The 16250-nt window shown below is 71.0% G+C and carries 16 protein-coding genes and 1 pseudogene; 5 read left to right on the top strand and 12 right to left on the bottom strand.

Features of this window, described 5'->3' with window-relative positions:
- Positions 1 to 699, top strand: coding sequence for a helix-turn-helix domain-containing protein (locus OH768_RS12285; RefSeq protein WP_406452964.1), 699 nt, complete (start codon positions 1 to 3; stop codon positions 697 to 699).
- Here the strand turns inward: OH768_RS12285 and OH768_RS12280 are convergent.
- From OH768_RS12280 to OH768_RS12270, 3 genes and pseudogenes are all read right to left on the bottom strand, one after another.
- Complete coding sequence (locus OH768_RS12280; RefSeq protein ID WP_406452962.1) at positions 696 to 1097, bottom strand: VOC family protein; 402 nt, start codon at positions 1095 to 1097, stop codon at positions 696 to 698. The genes OH768_RS12285 and OH768_RS12280 overlap by 4 nt on opposite strands.
- Positions 1094 to 1486, bottom strand: coding sequence for a hypothetical protein (locus OH768_RS12275; protein WP_406452960.1), 393 nt, complete (start codon positions 1484 to 1486; stop codon positions 1094 to 1096). The genes OH768_RS12280 and OH768_RS12275 overlap by 4 nt, the downstream gene beginning before the upstream one ends.
- Positions 1483 to 2119, bottom strand: a pseudogene (locus OH768_RS12270) (VOC family protein). The gene OH768_RS12275 and the pseudogene OH768_RS12270 overlap by 4 nt, the downstream one beginning before the upstream one ends.
- A 77-nt stretch (positions 2120 to 2196) precedes the next feature.
- On the opposite strand from OH768_RS12270, the gene OH768_RS12265 reads away from it, so the two are divergent.
- A complete protein-coding gene (locus OH768_RS12265) occupies positions 2197 to 2850 on the top strand; it encodes a ThuA domain-containing protein (RefSeq protein ID WP_406452958.1) in 654 nt (217 codons plus the stop codon).
- Positions 2851 to 2947: 97 nt separating this feature from the next.
- On the opposite strand, the gene OH768_RS12260 is transcribed toward OH768_RS12265, so the two are convergent.
- From OH768_RS12260 to OH768_RS12225, 8 genes are all read right to left on the bottom strand, one after another.
- The gene (locus OH768_RS12260; protein ID WP_406452956.1) at positions 2948 to 3220 is read right to left on the bottom strand and encodes a hypothetical protein; all 273 of its coding nucleotides are present in this window, start codon (positions 3218 to 3220) and stop codon (positions 2948 to 2950) included.
- A 93-nt stretch (positions 3221 to 3313) separates the two neighbouring features.
- Entirely contained in the window at positions 3314 to 4363 is a 1050-nt protein-coding gene (locus tag OH768_RS12255) for a LacI family DNA-binding transcriptional regulator (protein WP_406452954.1), read from the bottom strand.
- A 178-nt stretch (positions 4364 to 4541) separates the two neighbouring features.
- A complete protein-coding gene (locus tag OH768_RS12250; protein ID WP_406452952.1) occupies positions 4542 to 6146 on the bottom strand; it encodes a family 43 glycosylhydrolase in 1605 nt (534 codons plus the stop codon).
- Positions 6143 to 7048, bottom strand: a complete 906-nt coding sequence (locus OH768_RS12245; protein WP_406452950.1) for a carbohydrate ABC transporter permease — start codon at positions 7046 to 7048, stop codon at positions 6143 to 6145. Before OH768_RS12245 ends, OH768_RS12250 begins: the two co-directional genes overlap by 4 nt.
- A complete protein-coding gene (locus tag OH768_RS12240; RefSeq protein WP_406452948.1) occupies positions 7048 to 7932 on the bottom strand; it encodes a carbohydrate ABC transporter permease in 885 nt (294 codons plus the stop codon). The genes OH768_RS12245 and OH768_RS12240 overlap by 1 nt, the downstream gene beginning before the upstream one ends.
- Positions 7933 to 7942: 10 nt before the next feature.
- Positions 7943 to 9274 (bottom strand): ABC transporter substrate-binding protein, encoded by a 1332-nt coding sequence (locus OH768_RS12235; protein WP_406452946.1) that lies wholly within the window; start codon positions 9272 to 9274, stop codon positions 7943 to 7945.
- A 179-nt stretch (positions 9275 to 9453) separates the two neighbouring features.
- Positions 9454 to 10545, bottom strand: coding sequence for a LacI family DNA-binding transcriptional regulator (locus OH768_RS12230; protein WP_406452944.1), 1092 nt, complete (start codon positions 10543 to 10545; stop codon positions 9454 to 9456).
- A 120-nt stretch (positions 10546 to 10665) separates the two neighbouring features.
- Complete coding sequence (locus OH768_RS12225) at positions 10666 to 11679, bottom strand: hydroxyacid dehydrogenase (protein WP_406452942.1); 1014 nt, start codon at positions 11677 to 11679, stop codon at positions 10666 to 10668.
- 262 nt (positions 11680 to 11941) lie between these two features.
- Between OH768_RS12225 and OH768_RS12220 the strand changes: the two genes are divergently transcribed.
- Both OH768_RS12220 and OH768_RS12215 read left to right on the top strand, forming a co-directional pair.
- Entirely contained in the window at positions 11942 to 13537 is a 1596-nt protein-coding gene (locus OH768_RS12220) for a carboxylesterase/lipase family protein (protein ID WP_406452940.1), read from the top strand.
- Positions 13538 to 13714: 177 nt separating this feature from the next.
- The gene (locus OH768_RS12215) at positions 13715 to 14764 is read left to right on the top strand and encodes a LacI family DNA-binding transcriptional regulator (protein ID WP_406452938.1); all 1050 of its coding nucleotides are present in this window, start codon (positions 13715 to 13717) and stop codon (positions 14762 to 14764) included.
- Here the strand turns inward: OH768_RS12215 and mmuM are convergent.
- Positions 14751 to 15677, bottom strand: coding sequence for a homocysteine S-methyltransferase (gene mmuM / locus OH768_RS12210; protein ID WP_406452936.1), 927 nt, complete (start codon positions 15675 to 15677; stop codon positions 14751 to 14753). The two genes, OH768_RS12215 and mmuM, sit on opposite strands and share 14 nt — an antisense overlap.
- A gap of 154 nt (positions 15678 to 15831) precedes the next feature.
- On the opposite strand from mmuM, the gene OH768_RS12205 reads away from it, so the two are divergent.
- Positions 15832 to 16239, top strand: a complete 408-nt coding sequence (locus OH768_RS12205) for a hypothetical protein (protein WP_406452934.1) — start codon at positions 15832 to 15834, stop codon at positions 16237 to 16239.
- Positions 16240 to 16250: the final 11 nt, after the last annotated feature.

Below are 16250 nucleotides of genomic sequence, written 5' to 3'. Positions count from 1 at the left end.
GTGTACGCGGAGAGGGCATCGCGACTGCCGGGCGCGGTGGTGTGGACCCGCACCATGGAGACCCCCGTCTCGACCCCGGTCCACCCCGTCCTGCCCGACGGCTGCATGGACCTCCTCTGGAACGAGGGGCGCCTGCTGGTCGCCGGCCCCGACACCCGCGCGTACGTCCCCGGGGCCGAACCCGCCCACTGGGCCGGCCTCCGCTTCGCCCCCGGCACCGCCCCCACCTACCTGGGCGTCCCCGCACACGAACTCCGCGACCGCCGCGTCGACCTCACCGACCTCTGGCCCGCCGCGACGGTACGGCGTCTGCACGCCCGCCTCGCCACGGCCCCCGACCCGGCGACCGCACTGGAGGACCTGGCACTGCACCGCGCCACCGAGACACCCCCACCCGATCCACTCCTACGACACCTCGTGGCGGCCCTCGACACCGGCCGCCCCGTCGCCACCACCGCCGACGAACTCGGCCTCGGCGCCCGCCAGTTGCACCGCCGCTCACTGGCCGCCTTCGGCTACGGCCCCAAGACGCTCGCCCGTGTGCTGCGCCTCCAACGCGCCCTCGTACTGGCCCGCGCCGGAGTCCCCTTCGCGGAGACGGCGGCCCGGTCCGGCTATGCGGACCAGGCCCATCTCGCCCGCGACGTCAAGGAGTTCGCGGGGATGCCGCTGGGGGAGCTGCTCGGCCGGACCGGCTAGGCCGGGTTCAGCGGCGCGAAGAGATCCACTCCGTTGCCGTCGGGATCGTGCACGACGGCATACCGCTGCCCCCAGAACGCGTCCCACGGCTTGAGCTCCCCGTGGTGCCCGGCGCCGACCAACTCCTCATACACCCGGTCGACTTCGGCGGGATCGTCGCAGAGCAGGGCGAGCGCGGCCCGCCCGCTGCCCCCGGTGGGGGGCTGCCAACCCGTGTGGAACGAGCGGACGGTGTCCTCCGAGTCCAGCAACAGCCGCAACCCGCCGGGGAGTTGGGCCTCGGCGTGCGGCTGGTCCTCGGCACCCTCGGGGAAACCGAACCCGAGCCGACGGTAGAAGGCGACAGAGGCGGCCATGTCGGAGACGACCAGGCCGATCGCGTCGAATCGTGGAGTCATGGGGCCACGGTAGGCCGGGGCGGCCGGCGGGTCTTGAACGAATCGGACACGTCCTCGCCCGGTGAAAGAATCCCGACGAACCACGAGTCCGCAGTTCGGCTCTTTCGGTAGAAGGTGTTCGGCTGCACCGGATCGCACAACGCGACCAGGACGTCGCCCTCCCGCAGCTCCACGGCGCTCCGGAAGCAGATCTCCAGACCGTTCTCGCGAATGGACACGACACCCGCCCTGTCGGTGAAGCCGCGAACCGGCTCCCTGATCTCGGCGATCAGCAGAACCCCCGTCCTGCCGCGCTTCTGTGCCCTGCGCAGGCGATTCCCGGCCCGCCAGGGCAGTCGCCCCACCTCGTCGAGAGTGCTTACGGAGAAAGGCGCACCGGAACCCTTCATGAGAACGTCACCGTCCCACGAGGCGTGCTCACCGTGTAGGAGAGGCCCACCGGGCCCTCGGTCAGCGCCGGCTCGGCGCCCACGGCGGACAGCAGTGGGCGGATTTCGTCCGGTGCCGGGGCGGTCGCGGCAAGCTCCAGCAGGGGGGCGGCGGGCAGACCTGAGGCGGTCGTCGGATGCGGCGACGAACTCCAGTCGATCAGAATCGGCACCAGACCGGAGGGGTGTGCCGTGCTCCCGTCCGTGAGCCGCCACGCCAGCAGCGTGCCGTCGGGCCGGCGGCGGCTCATCGCGCGCACGGGCCCGGGGGTCGTACCCCTGGGCGCGGGCCGCCGCGACCGCCGCGTCCAGATCGGGCGGGCTGATCGCCCAGGTCACGGTCCGGGCGACGGACAGCCCGTCGACACCGAACGGGCGTGGCCCCGACGGCTCGCCCTGCTCCGGATCGGGACCGAGGATCTCCAGGTAGCGCGAACCGCCAAGAGACACCAGGTAGTTGCGGGTACCGAGCCCGACATGGGCTCCGCCGGCCACCGGTGCGATACCCGTGCGCAGGGTGAAGTCGGCGACCGTAGCCGCCAGTTCGGCGGTCGCGAGGACGAGATGGTCCAGGCGTGCGGGAACGGCACTCATCCCCACCGAGGCTACGCGGCGGGACCGCCGTGCAGGGAAATGCGGTTGAGCCAACGCAGTGAAATAGGCTGCCCCGTATGGCCGCCGCACCCCGCCTCCTCGCCTACAGCCGCACCACCGCCTACCGCCACGACTCCATCCCGGCCGCGGTGACCGCGCTGCGCACCCTCGGCCCCTTCGAGGTGACCGCCACGGAGGACCCGGCCGCCTTCGAACACCCCCTGGACGACTACGCGGCCGTGGTCTTCCTCTCGACCAGCGGCGAGGTACTCACACCGGCGGGCCGCGAACACCTCGCGGCCTACGTCGAGTCGGGCGGCGGCTTCGTCGGCGTCCACGCGGCTGCCTGCACCGAGTACGACTGGCCGTACTACGGCGACCTCCTCGGCGCCCGCTTCGACCGGCACCCCGCCTACCAGCCCGGCAAGGCCATGATCGAGGACCGCACCCATCCGGCCACCCAACACCTGCCCGCCGTATGGCAGTTCACGGACGAGTGGTACGACTTCCGCACCAACCCCCGGAGTTCGACCCACGTCCTCCTCTCGGCCGACGAATCCTCCTACGAGGGCGGGGGAATGGGCGCCGACCACCCCCTGGCGTGGTGCCACGAGAAGGGTGCGGGCCGGGTCTTCTACACGGCCCTCGGTCATGCGGCGGAGGCGTACGAGGACCCGGACCTCTGCGCCCACCTGCACGGCGGCATCACCTGGGCCGCGCGGCTGAGTTAGGACCCACGCACCGCCGGGCAGCTCGGCCCTTCTGACATCGTGACGGGGCAGCGGGTGACAGAGCACGCAGCCACCTGCGCCGGGACGGCGGTCGCACTCACCCGACCGGGCGCCACCGGAACCAGTGGTCTACCCCGTCGAGCCGGTAGCGGTCGTCGCCGTCGTCGAACCGCACCTCACCCACGAGGCGTCGAGCACCGTCCGGCATCCGACGGTGCGGCGCGAGGAGCGAACGCAGTTCGTCGAAGCGGGCATCGGTCCCACCGATCGCCGGCTGCTCCTCCCGCCCGGCGTCGGAGACCTCGTACCTGACGTAGATCGCCTGGCGCGAGTCCCTTTCGCGGTCCGTCGTACCACTCCAAGTCCACATACGCGGGCTCGAAGCCGTCCGCGATCAACTCCTGCGGCTCCCAGAGCCTGGCCCCATCGGCAGGCTACCGGCCGGCGGTCCCCGCCTCCACTGTCACCCACGGCTGGTCGGCGCCGCGGTGCTGGCCCGCTCCACCAACCGCGTCGACAGCTCCGTCCGGGTGCTCTCCGGACGGTCGCCGTCCATCATGCGGACCAGGAGACGCAGGGCCGTGGCGGCCATCTCCGACAGGGGCTGTCGGACCGTGGTCAGGGCCGGAGCCACCCAGCGGGCCTCGGGCAGGTCGTCGAAGCCGACCACGCTGATGTCGTCCGGGGCGCTCAACTCCCTCTCCGCCAGGGCCTCGTAGACGCCGAGCGCCATGCGGTCGGAGCAGACGAAGACCGCTGTCGGTGGTTCGGGAAGGTCGAGGAGTTCACGCATCCGGGTGCGGGCCATGGTCTGGTCGAAGCCGCCGTGGCGGATGTACTCGGGGCGCGCGGGTACCCCGGCGGAGGCGAGCGCGGACCGGTAGCCGGCGACGCGGGCGCTGCTGCACATCTTGTGCCGGTGACCGGCGATCACGGCGATGCGTTCGTGGCCCAGCGACAGCAGATGCTCCGTCGCCGTCACCCCGCCGTGCCAGTTGGCCGCACCGACCGACACCACACCCGGCGGCGGTTCCTGCACCGGGTCGATCATCACGAACGGGATGCGGTGCTGGTCGAGCCACGCGTACTGCGACGGCGTCAACTCCGCCAGATTGAAGAGGACTCCGGAGGATCCCCTGCCGACCAGCTTGTCCAGCCAGCCCCGTTCGGGCCGGTCGGCCCGCGTCCGGGTCAGCCCGGCCGAGACCACCACCTCGAGCCCGGCCTCGTACGCCGCCTCCTCCACCCCGTGCAGCACCGCCCCCGACCAGGAACTCTCCAACGAGTGCACCACCAGGTCGACAAGCCCCGGCGCCTTGTTCGCGTCGAAGCGCGGCCTGCGCACATAACCGAGCCGCTCCAGCGCCTCCGTCACCCGCCGCCGGGTCTCCGGCGCCACGTCCTCCCGGCCGTTGACCACCTTGGACGCCGTCGGCACGGACACCCCGGCCTCACGGGCCACGACCGCCAGCGTCGGCCCTGCCGTCATGCTCGCGCTCCCCGCACGGACCATCGGGAACCACCTCTCCAGCCCGCCCGAGGGCCATCGAAAGTTTCGACCAGCGCTGTTCCACGGCCCGACCACCAACCGATCAGAAAGCGCTTCCTACGATAGATGCGCGTCAACACGGCGGGAAGACCAGGGAATTCACGTGATGACGGCAACCCGATCTTTCGAAACCCCGAACAGGTCAGCGAGGCGGGGCGCACTCCAGGCGAAAGCCGCCGAAGTCGGCGGTGAACTCCGCCCCGACGAGATCCACGGCATGGATCCCGGCCGTCGCCCCGGTGAACCGCAGCCGCGAGCCGTGGTCGTCCGAGAGCCGGCTGAAGTCCAACACCGGTCCCACCGGCAGGCGTTCGCCGTCACGGACGTACCAGAACCGCGCGTCGGCGCCGTCGACCGTCGCCCCCATCGTCACCGGCGCCCCGAACTCGACCTCGACGACGGCCACTTCACGCGTGACGTCCTCGTCCCGCTGCACCAGCCTCAGCACCGTACGGCCGCCGCCGTCCCGCCACTGCTGCCCCCGCTGCCCCTCACCCTCGGGCTCCGCCCAGGTCAGGTCCAGACTGAGATACGCGTCGGCGCCGTACCAGAGCACCAGCCCCGCCGCCTGTGTGAACGTCAACGGCCTTGCCTCTACGGTGACTTCGACCTCCGCCCGATGCTCCGTGAGCCGCTGGGCGAGCAGACTGTGCGCCCACCGCGACTCCGGCCCGTGCCGCCCGCGCAGCCGGATCCAGCCGGGGCGGGTGGTGGCGTCGGCCCAGGACGGGTCCGGATACCCGCGCGGACTGCTCCACGGCCACCCCAACGGGCCGCTTTCCTCGGTGACTTGCTCGGGTCCGGCGACAGGCCGTGTCGATACGGCGACCTCCACCGCCGGGTGCCAACCCCCGTGGCGCAGCCTGGGCCAGCCGTCCGCGTCGTCCCACGTCACGGCCTGGACCGCCGTCTCGCGGCCAAGAGTGCACCGAGGTCCGGCGGGCGTCTGGACCGGACGTGCCGCCAAGTGGCTCAATACCCACTCACCACCCGGCAGTTCGACCAGCTCGCCGTGTCCCGCCTTCTGCAACGGCACCGACGGATCGTCCCGGGACGTCAGCAGGGGACGGTCGTCGACCTCGTACGGACCGGTGACCGTACGGCCGCGCGCCACCAGCACTCCGTGCTCGAACCCGGTGCCGCCCTCCGCGAGGAGCAGGTAGTACCAGTCGCCCCGCCGCACCAACTTCGGTCCCTCGACAAGCCGTTCGTGCTGGAGCAGCAGATGGGTCGGGCCGGCCGGGGCGAGCGTGTCGCGGTCCAGCTCGGTCGCGACGATGCCCGCGAAGCGCCGGCCGCCGGGGCGGTGGTCGTTCTGGAGGTTGAGCAGCCACAGCCGGCCCTCGTCGTGGAACAGCGCCGGATCGAAGCCGTGGCTCACGACCCGCTGCGGGGCGCTCCACTTTCCGCCGGTGTCCGAGGCCGTGGTGAGGTAGGTGTCGGCGTCGAAGTACGGCGTGCCGACCGAGCGGACGATCGAGTACGTCATCCAGAAGCGCTCGCCGTCCCAGCTCAGCGAGGGTGCCCAGATGCCGCCCGAGTCGGGGACACCGGCGAGGGAGTCGCCGGGGACCGCGCCACGGACATGGCCCGCGTACTCCCAGCGCGCGAGATCCCGCGAACGGTGGATCGGGATTGTCGGGAACCACTCGAAGGAGCTGGTCGCCACGTAGTACCAGTCGCCGACCCTGACCATGGAGGGATCGGGGGCGAAACCTCGGACAACGGGGTTGTGCAGCAAGGTCACTTGAGGGCTCCCAGGGTGACGCCCGTGCGCCAGTACCGCCGCATCGCCACCATCATCACGGCCATCGGCACGATCGACAGCAGCGCGCCGGTCAGGACCAGGCCGGTGAGGTCGACGCCCGACTCCAGGCGTTTGCCGGACCAGTTGTAGAGGCCGATGTTGAGGGTCCAGTTGTTCTCGCCGCGCAGGACGGTGAGGGGGAGGAAGAAGGCGTTCCAGGTGTTCACGAAGGCGAGCAGGAACACCGTGGCGCCGCCCGTCGTCATCATCCGCAGCACGATGCTGAAGAAGATCCGCAGCTCGCCCGCGCCGTCGAGGCGGGCCGCCTCCAGGAGTTCGAAGGGGATCGTGGCCTCGGTGTACACCTTGGCGAGGTAGACGCTGAACGGGTTGATCAGACAGGGGATCAGCATCGCCCAGGGGGTGTCGACCAGGCCGATCTTCGAGAACATCAGGTACAGCGGCAGCGTGAGCAGCGCGATCGGGATCAGGAACGAACCCACCACGCACGCGAACACCGCGCTGCGGCCCGGGAATTCGAAGCGTGCCAGACCGTAGCCCGTGGCGAGCGCGATGAGGGTGCCGCCGAGGGAGCCGACGCCCGCGTACAGGAACGAGTTGGCGGTCCAGCGCAGGAAGATGCCGTTCTCGTAGGTGAAGACCTGACGCAGGTTGGCCCACAGGTGCATGCCGGAGAACCACAGGCCGTTGCTCTGGTACAGCCCTGTGCGGTTCTTGGTGGCGGCGACGATCAGCCACCACACCGGGAACAGACTGTAGGCGCTCGCCAGGACCAGACCGACGAGCAGGAAGCGCTGGCCGCCGCGTGAACGGGCCGCCGGATCGGGCTTGTTGAGGCGGCGGATCTGCTGTGCCTTCCGGCGCTCTTCGACGAGAGTCATCAGTCGGCCTCCTTCGCGGTGAGCCGGTAGAAGAGGAAGGAGGCAAGGCCGAGGATGAGGGCGAGGAGGACCGAAAGGGCCGCCGCGTAGTGGTAGTTGCCCGCGTTGAACGCCTGGTTGTAGATGACCATGATCGGGGTGAAGCTGTCGTTCACCGTCTGCGGAGTGACGTTCCGGAACAGTGCCGGCTCGTTGAAGATCTGCAGCATCTGGATGATCGAGAGCATCCCGGTCAGCACCAACGCCCCGCGTACGTAAGGGATTTTGATGCTGAGGGCGACCCGGAACTCGGAGGCGCCGTCGAGCCGGGCCGCCTCGAAGAGGTCGCGGGGCACGCCCTGGAGCGCCGAGTAGATGATGACCATGTTGTAGCCGATGCCGTGCCAGGTCAGCAGGTTGCCGATGGACGGCCACACCATCGAGGGCGCGAAGAAGTTCCAGGACAGGCCGAACACCTCGCCCAACGGGGTCAGCGGGCCGACGTCCGGGCTGTACAGGTTGATCCACACGATCGCCGCGACCACCCCGGGAATCATGTACGGCACAAGGAGCAGGATCCGGAAACGTCCGGCGACCTTCGAGGACAGCGCGTCCAGGAACAGCGCCAGCAGCAGACTGACGAGCAGCATCACCGGGATCTGCACGCACGCGAACAGCACCACGCGCAGCACCGAGTTCATGAACGCCGAGTCGGTCAGGCCCTGTTGGTAGTTGTGGAGGCCGGAGAACCTCTCGGTGGAGCCGCCGAGGCCGAGCCCGGACTGGTGCTCCACGAACAGCGACTCGTAGACGGCATACCCGATCGGTATCAGGTAGAGGAACACGAAACCGAGCTGGAAGGGCACCGTGAACGCGGCACCCTTCCAGCGCTGGGAGCGAATCATCGGCGCTGCCTCAGCCCTTGACGCTGATACCGCGGGACTTCAGGTCCTTGACCGTCCACTCCTGCATGTGGGCCAGCAGATCGGTGACCTTCTCCTCCTTGTTCATCACCTTCGCCCAGCCCGTCTGGAGTTCGGTGAACATGGCGGTCCAGTCCGGGCCGAACACCCAGTCCGAGGTGACCGTGTTCAGGCTGTCGGTGACGACTTTCTTCGCCGGTTCGTAGTTCGTGCCGAGCAGCTTGTCGGAGATCGCCTCGGCGACATACGCGTTGCTGTCCGCCAGCGCCGGCATCACACCGTTGCCGGTGGTCGGGCTCGCCATCGTCTTCACCGCGCCGGTGTCGGTCGACATCCACAACGCGGCCTCGGCGGCCTGCTGTTGGTGCGCGCACTGCTTGGTCACCAGGGTGACGCCACCGCTCTGGTTGGTGCCGGCGGGCGTCTTGGCGGCCTCGCCCGCGAACGTCGGCCAGGGCGACAGCGCCCACTTCCCGTCGGACTTGGTGAAGTTCTGCACCATGCCCGCCATCTGCCAGGTGGAGATCTGCCGGGTCGCGGTGCCGCCGTTGTCGTAGTTGCGCTGTACGGCCGCGTAGTCGGCGAACGACAGCTTGGAGGCGAGGTCGTTGTCGACGATGTCCTGGATCACCTTGGCCGCCTTGAGGCTGCCCGCGTCCTGGAAATCCACCTTCCAGGAGTTGCCGTCGATGGCGTACCAGTGCGCCCCGGCCTGCATGGAGAGCACCTCCAGGGTGCTCGGGTCCTCACCGGCGTAGTTGGTGACCTTGATGCCGTGCTTCTTCAGCACCTTGCCCGCGGCGAGGAACTCGTCCCAGGTCGTGGGCGCCCTCAGGCCGTACTTCTGGAAGACGTCGGTGCGGTAGATCGTGAAGGCGGGGGCCGAACTGGTCGGCACGCCATAGGACTTGCCCTGCACCTGCGCACTGGCCCACGCGCCCGCGTTGAACTTGTCCTTGTCGGCGGAGACGTACTTGGTGATGTCGGCGAGCGCGCCCTGCGAGACCCAGGTGGTCACGTACTCCGCCGTGTTCTGCACCAGGCAGGGCGCGTTGCCGGCCTTGACCGCGTTGGTGAGCTGCTTCTGCATCGTCAACTGGTCGGTGACCTTGGTGTACTTGAGTTTGATGTCCTGGTGAGCGGCGTTGAACGCCTTCACGACCGCGTCCTGCCCGTTGGCCCAGCCCCAGAAGGGGAGGGTGACCGGGCCGGAGGACGTCTTGTCTCCCGAGCCGGATCCGCCGCAGGCGGAGAGCAGACCTGTCAGTGCGAGGCCCGCGACGGCTGCCCGAGCGAACCTTCTCCGGGGGCTGGTGAAGTTCATCAGACCGTGTTCCTTCGGAAGAGAAGAGGTAGAAACCGGTTGCTTGGAAGGTAGACAGCGGGGCCTGTTCGGAGCAAGAGGTGTGCAGCGACTTGTTTCGACAGCCCTGGACAGACCCCGTCCGGCCTGGGGATTTGGAGAGAAACCGGTTACGTAACGCCCTGGTTCCGTGTGCCGAACTAGTCCCGCCGGGCGGGCGGTCGCACCGAGTTCCGTACGACGACATGCGTGCCCAGCACCAGATGGTCGCCGTCGCTTCCCCTGCGCCGGCCCGTGCCGCCGCCCTCGCGCCGGTCCGCCACCGCGCGCAGCGCGACCCGGCCCATCTCCTCGTACGGGACGTGCACGGTGGTCAGCTGAGGGGTGAGCTGGGAAGCCAGCGGGATGTCGTCGTAGCCGACGATCGACACGTCCTCGGGCACGCGCAGGCCCCCCGCGCGCAGCGCCTGCATGGCACCCGCGGCGACCACGTCGGTGCCCGCGAGCACCGCCGTGAATTCCACCCCCCTCTTCAGGCTCTCCTCGACCGCCTCGTACCCGTGCTCGTAGTCGTACGGACCGTGCCGCACCATCCCCGGGTCGAACGGCACGCCGTACGCCTCGAAGGCCCGTTGCGCCCCCCTCAACCGGCCCTGTGCAGTGGTGAGTTCGGCGTGCCCCGGCAGCAGCAGGACCCGGCGGTGGCCGGCCGAGAGGAGGTGGCTGGCCATGGCGTAGGCGCCGCCCTCGTTGTCGTAGTCGACCGTCGTGGCCGGGACGTCGCCCTCCAGCGGCGGGCGGCCGACGAGCACGAGGTGCGAGCCGGCCGCGTCGAGGGAGCGGGCGAAGCGGGCCATGCGCAGCTGGTACTCGTCGACGTCGTAGGCGCCGCCCAGCAACACCACGGCGGCGACGCCCTGTTGGCGCATGAGGTTGACCAGCGCGAGTTCGCGTTCCGGGTCGTCGCCGGTGGTGCCGACCAGGGAGAGCCAGCCGCGCAGTGTGGCCGCGCCCTCAACTCCCTTGGCCACATGGGCGAATGCCGCGCCGGTGATGTTGTTGATGAGGATCGCCACGGTCGGTGTGCCGCCGCCGGCCAGGGAACGGGCGTGCGCGTTGGTGACGTAGTCGAGGTCGCCGACGACCTTCATCACCCGGCGGCGCAGCTCCTCCGACACCGGATAGTTGCCGGACAGCACGCGCGAGACGCTCGCCACCGAGACCCCGGCGCGCTCCGCCACGTCCCGGATCGTGGCCCGGCCGACGTCGCCCGACGTCTTGCGCTGACTCACCGTGGCGACTCCTTCGCGGTATCGGCTCTCCCGCCGGGCGCGCGAGGGTTCGCTCCCGCGCCGGTCCGGAAACCGTATCCCATCGTTGTTCCAGGCAGGAGGCCCTGTGGACGGCCCGGATCAGGCGACACGGGCCAGGTCCGCGTGCCGCACCTCGTGGGCCGGCGGCAGGCCCGCGGCCAGCCGCTCCAGCTCGTCGACGACGATGCCGCCGAGCCGCGCCAGCTCGTTGCCGAGCGAGCCCGCGATGTGCGGGGTGAGGAAGACGTTCGGCAGCTGGTAGAGCGGGGACGCGGGGGGCAGCGGCTCCGGCTCGGTGACGTCCAGTATCGCGGTCAGCCGGCCGGAGAGCAGTTCGTCGGTGAGGGCGTCGTGATCGATCAGGGCACCCCGGGAGGTGTTGATCAGCACCCCGCCGTCGCGGATCAGGGCGAGCCGCCCGCGGTCGAGCATGCGCTGTGTCTCGGGGATGTCGGGGGCGTGCAGGCTGACGATGTCGCTACGGCTCAACAGGTCGTCCAGCGGCAGGAGTTCGGCACCCAGCGCGGTGGCCTCGGTGACGCCGACGTAGGGGTCGTGCAGGAGGACCTCGAAGTCGTGGGGCCGCAGCAGTTCGAGCAGTCGGCGGCCCACCCGGGAGGCGCCGATGACGCCGATCCGGCGGCCGAGGTTGCCGATCGCGGCGGTCTCGGCGGGCGTCGGGTACGTGTGCGCGTGCCGGAAGCGCTCCCGCTGCGCGAAGGTGTCCTTCCCGGCGAGCAGGATCATGGCGAGGGTGTACTCGGCGACCGGCAGCGCGTTGCCGGTGACCGCGCTGGATACGGTTACCCCGCGTTCCCACAGGGCCTCGCCGACCAGTGAGCGGACCGAGCCCGCCGCGTGCAGCACGGCCCGCACCCGGGGTGCCGCCGCGAGGGCGTCGGCGTCGAGGTGCGGGCAGCCCCAGCCGGTGATCAGGACCTCGGCCCCGGCCAGGGCCCCGGCGGACTCGGGGGCGGCGAAGTCGCGTACGACGAGCCCGGGGTCGATCTCGGCCGTCTGCCGGAGCCGTGCCATCAGGGGTGGGGGGAAGAGCAGGGGCAGGTGCACCGGATCCATGGCGAACACGGCCCTCGGCGGCTGGGCGCTGGGCATGACCCTCCAGTAGTGCGGCGTGGGATGCAGCTTCGGAAACGTTTTCTGAAAGCGTCTTCTACCGTAGATCTGCCGGGGAGCGGGGGTCAATCGGTCGGCGGACGCGCAGTCCCGCACGATGCGTCCGCACAGGCGTCCGCACAGGCCTCCGCACGCCCGTCTCGATAACCCGTCCAGCCGCGCTCGTCCGCCGGAATAGCAGGCCGCGATGTGATGCTCTGATGAGCGTGGTTCACGAGCGTGGTGAGGAGCTGGTGGGCGGATGACGGGTATGGCAGCGGCGACGGCAGAGCAGACGGGCCCCGTGGTGGGAACCCCCTACGGGGCGGTACGCGGCCGGTACGAGAAAGGGATCGCGGTCTTCCGGGGCATCCCCTACGCGGCGCCCCCCTTCGGACCGCGCAGATTCCGCCCGCCCGTCCCGCCCGAGCCCTGGACCGGAGTGCGCGACGCGCTCGCCTTCGGCCCGACCCCGCCGAAACCGCCGTACTCGGACGCCTTCGCCAAACTGCTCTCCGACCGCGTCGTGCCCGGCGACGATTGCCTCAACCTCAACGTGTGGACCCCGGACCCCGGCCCGGGCGCCCGGCTGCCGGTCATGGTCTGGCTGCACGGCGGCGCGCTCATCCGGGGCTCCTCGGCCGTCCCCGTCTACGACGGACACGCCTTCGCCCGCGACGGAGTCGTGTTCGTCTCGGTCAACTACCGCCTGGGCGTGGAGGGCTACGGCCTCTTCCCGGACGCGCCGGCCAACCCCGGCCTGCGCGACCAGCTCGCCGCGCTGCGCTGGGTGCACGAGTCGATCACGGCGTTCGGCGGCGACCCCGACCGGATCACCCTCGCCGGTCAGTCCGCCGGCGCGATCAGCGCCGGCGCCCTGCTCGGCGCCCCGCAGGCCCAGGGGCTCGTACGACGGGCCGTCCTGCAGAGCGGACCCCCGGAGGCCTTCGACCGCGACAAGGTACGGCGGATGGTGCGCCGGATGGCGACCCGGCTGAAGGTCCCCGCCACCGCCGAGGCCTTCGCCGCCGTCGACCGCGAACTGCTGCTGCGCGCCCAGGCCGACGTCGGCAGGCTCAGCAGCCCGGTGCTCGGCGGGCCCAGCTTCGGGATCGTCATCGACGGCGAACTGGTGCCCCGCGACCCGCTGGAGGCCCTCGTCGACGGTCAAGTGGCCCGGGACGTCGACCTGTTGATGGGCTGGACCCGCGACGAGTACCGGCTGTGGCTGGTCCCCGGCGGGCTGCACGAGCGCGTCGACCGGCTCGGCGCGGTCGCCCTGGCCGGTGCGATGGCCCGCTGCCACTGCGGAGTCGAGGTCCCGCGCGGCTACCGCGCCCTGCACCCCGCAGCCGGCACCGCCGAGACCGTCGGCCAGCTCGTCACCGACCACCTGCTGCGCTACCCCCTGCACCGCCTCGCCGACGCCCGCCCCGGAAACTCCTACCTCTACGAGTTCGCCTGGCCCTCCAACCTCCCCGACCTCGGCTCCTGCCACGCCCTCGAACTCGGCTTCGTCTTCGACACCGGCGACATCCCCGAGGCCGCCAGACTCGCGGGCGAGGGCGCGCCCCAGGAACTCGCCGACACCATGCACGCGTCCTGGGTACGGTTCGCCGTGGACGGCGACCCGGGCTGGCGCGCCTGGGACGACTCGCACCCGGTCCAGATCTTCGGCGAGGGCGCGCCCTACGTCGCCAACGGCCCGCGCGACCCCGAGTTCGCCCTGTGGGCGGCCGACACGGCGACGCGCGAGCCGGCGGTCCCGGTCGTGGGCACACCCGCACGCGGTGCGGCCGAACTGCGGTCGGTCGTACGGCGGTTGCGGCGGACCGGGGATGTGCCGAAGTCGTCGTGAGCGGGGGATGCGGGGCGGAAACCGGTTGCCCAGCGCGGTTTGCCGACGACTGCCGTGCTGGCCTAGGTGAATTGGCCGACACGCGCCCCTCCTCCCGACCGTCGCCCGCTGCTACCCTCCGCGCAGGGAACCGGTTGTCGGACGTGTTCCCGCAGGCAGGGGAGGGGCGGGCGGCGCATGACCAGGAAGAGCCAGGACGCGAACGGGAGCACCATCCGGGACGTGGCGGCCCGCGCCGGAGTGTCCGCGTCCACGGTGTCGCGGGTGCTCGGCGGCGAGTACCCGGTGAGCACGGCCACCCGCACGCGCGTGCTGCGGGCCGTACGCGAACTGGACTACGTCGCCGACGCCCGCGCCAAGGCCGTGGCGGGCGTCGGGACACCGACCCTCGCGTTCGTCCTGGAGGACATCACGGGACCGTCGTTCGCGCTGATGGCACACGGTGTGGAGCGCGAGGCGACCCGGCTCGGGCATCTGTGCCTGGTGTGCAGCACGGAGGGCGACGTCCAGCGCGAACTGGACTTCATCGAGACGATGCGCGCCCAGCGCACCGCCGCCGTGATCCTCGTCGGCGGCACCGCCGACACCCCCGAGTACCGCACCCGCACCCGCCGTATCGCCGACTCGCTCGCGGCGGCCGGCTCGCGGCTCGTGCTGTGCGGACGCCCGCCGCTCGGCCCGGGCGCACCGGTCACGGTCATCGAGTACGACAACGAGGGCGGCGCCTACGCCCTGGTCGCGCACGTCCTGGCCCAGGGCCACCAGCGTGTCCTGTTCCTCGGCGGCAAGCCCGACCACGCGACCGCGCAGGGCCGCGAACGCGGTTACCTCGCCGCCCATCGCGCCCGCGGTCTCGAACCCGACCCTGAGCTCCTGCTCCACGGCGACTTCACCCGCGACTCGGGCCACCGGCTGATGCGCCAGGCGCTGAGCCGGAAACTGGAGTTCACCGCGGTGGTCGCCGCCACCGACATGGTCGCGGCGGGCGCCCTGACCGCGCTGCACGAGGCGGGCCTCGACGTCCCCGGGGACGTCTCACTGGCCGGCTACGACGACATCCCCTTCGCCCGCGACCTGCACCCCGCCCTGACCACCGTCCACGTCCCCTACGAGGAGCTGGGCCGCCTCGCCGTGCGCACCGCGCTGGGCCGCACACCGGAGTCCCCGGACGAGCACCTGCTGCTGGGCACGCACGTGGTCGTACGGAACTCGATCATGAAGGTGTGAGCGTCCGCCGGATGGAGGTGATCGTCTCGGGCCCCACCCGGCAGCAGCCCCCGATCAGCCGCGCGCCGGCGGCCCGCCAGCCCTCGACCTGCTCGGTGGTGAAGGTGGACCGGCCCGTCCAGGCGCGGGCCTCCGCGTCCCAGGTCTCGCCGCTGTTGGGATAGACGACGACGGGCTTTCCGGTGACCCGGGCCGCGATCTCGACCGCGCCGTCGACGTCCTCGGGGGCACTGCAGTTCACCCCGACCGCGATGATCTCGTCCGCGCCGGCGGCAAGCGCGAACGCCTCCTCCAGCGGCTGTCCGGCGCGGGTCCGGTCCCCGGCGATCGAGTACGACAGCCAGGCGGGCGTCCGCAGGCCGCGCACCGCCCGCAGCAGCGCCTCGGCCTCTACCGCGTCCGGGATCGTCTCGAAGGCCAGCACGTCCGGACCGGCGAAGTCCAGCACCTCCAGGCGGGGCCGGTGGAAGGCCTCCAGTTCGGCCACGCTCAGTCCGTACCGGCCCCGGTACTCGGAGCCGTCCGCGAGCATCGCGCCGTACGGCCCGACCGAGGCCGCCACGTAGCGGGGCCGCTCGATGCCCCGCTGCCCGGCCTCCACCGCCGCGTCGACGCCCAACTCCACGCTCTCGGCCATGAGTTCGGCCGCCCGCTCGTGCTTGATCCCGCGTTTCGCGAAGCCCTCGAAGGTGGCCTGGTAGCTGGCGGTGATCGCCACGTCGGCGCCCGCCTCGAAGTACGCGAGATGCGCCTCGGCGATCGCCTCGGGCCGGTCCGCGAGCAGCCGCGCCGACCACAGCTCGTCGCTCAGATCGTGCCCGGCCGCCCCGAGCTGATTGGACAGCCCGCCGTCGAGAACGAGCGTTCCGGCGGCCAGGGCGTCGGCGAGGAGGGGAGCGGTGTCGCGGGTCATGTCTCGACGCTAGTCGATACGGCCGTGGGCGCGGACTGTGTCCAGCTGCTGATCGGATTGCCCGACATGCGATACGTCTGTTCCGGCATACGGCGATCTGGTGGTCGCGTCCCCGACCTGCGAAGCTTGCATGTGCACGCCTTGAGGAGGCTCTGTGATCTATGCGGAAGGGATGGCCCGGTTCACGTTGGCGCCCGCCGCCCGTGAGCTGCTGCGCCTGTCGGCGGACGGTCAGGAACACTCCATGACGGTCCCCTACGGAGGGGACGACTTCACCCTGTACGGCCACCTCAGGGCTCGCCGGACGGCACCCGGCCAGGGCGAAGTGGGCGTGGCGTGCTGGATCGTCAGCATCGACCTGGCCCGCTTCTTCGGCAGCAACCCTCCGGCCGAGAACGAGACACGGCTGCCCCCGGAGGGGACGGCCACACCGGACGGCGCCTTCACCATCGAAGCGGCCCGCCACCTGGCCGCCTCCCTGAACGCCCTCGACGGTCCCCGCTCCGCGACCAACGGCGACGGCCATCGCACGATGACCGTTCCCGTCGACGTCCCGGAATGACAGGCAACCGT

This window comes from Streptomyces sp. NBC_01622 (genome assembly GCF_045209635.1).
Taxonomy (GTDB): Bacteria; Actinomycetota; Actinomycetes; order Streptomycetales; family Streptomycetaceae; genus Streptomyces.
The sequence above is the reverse complement of the archived record's forward strand: the minus strand, read 5'-3'. Positions and strand labels throughout refer to the sequence as shown.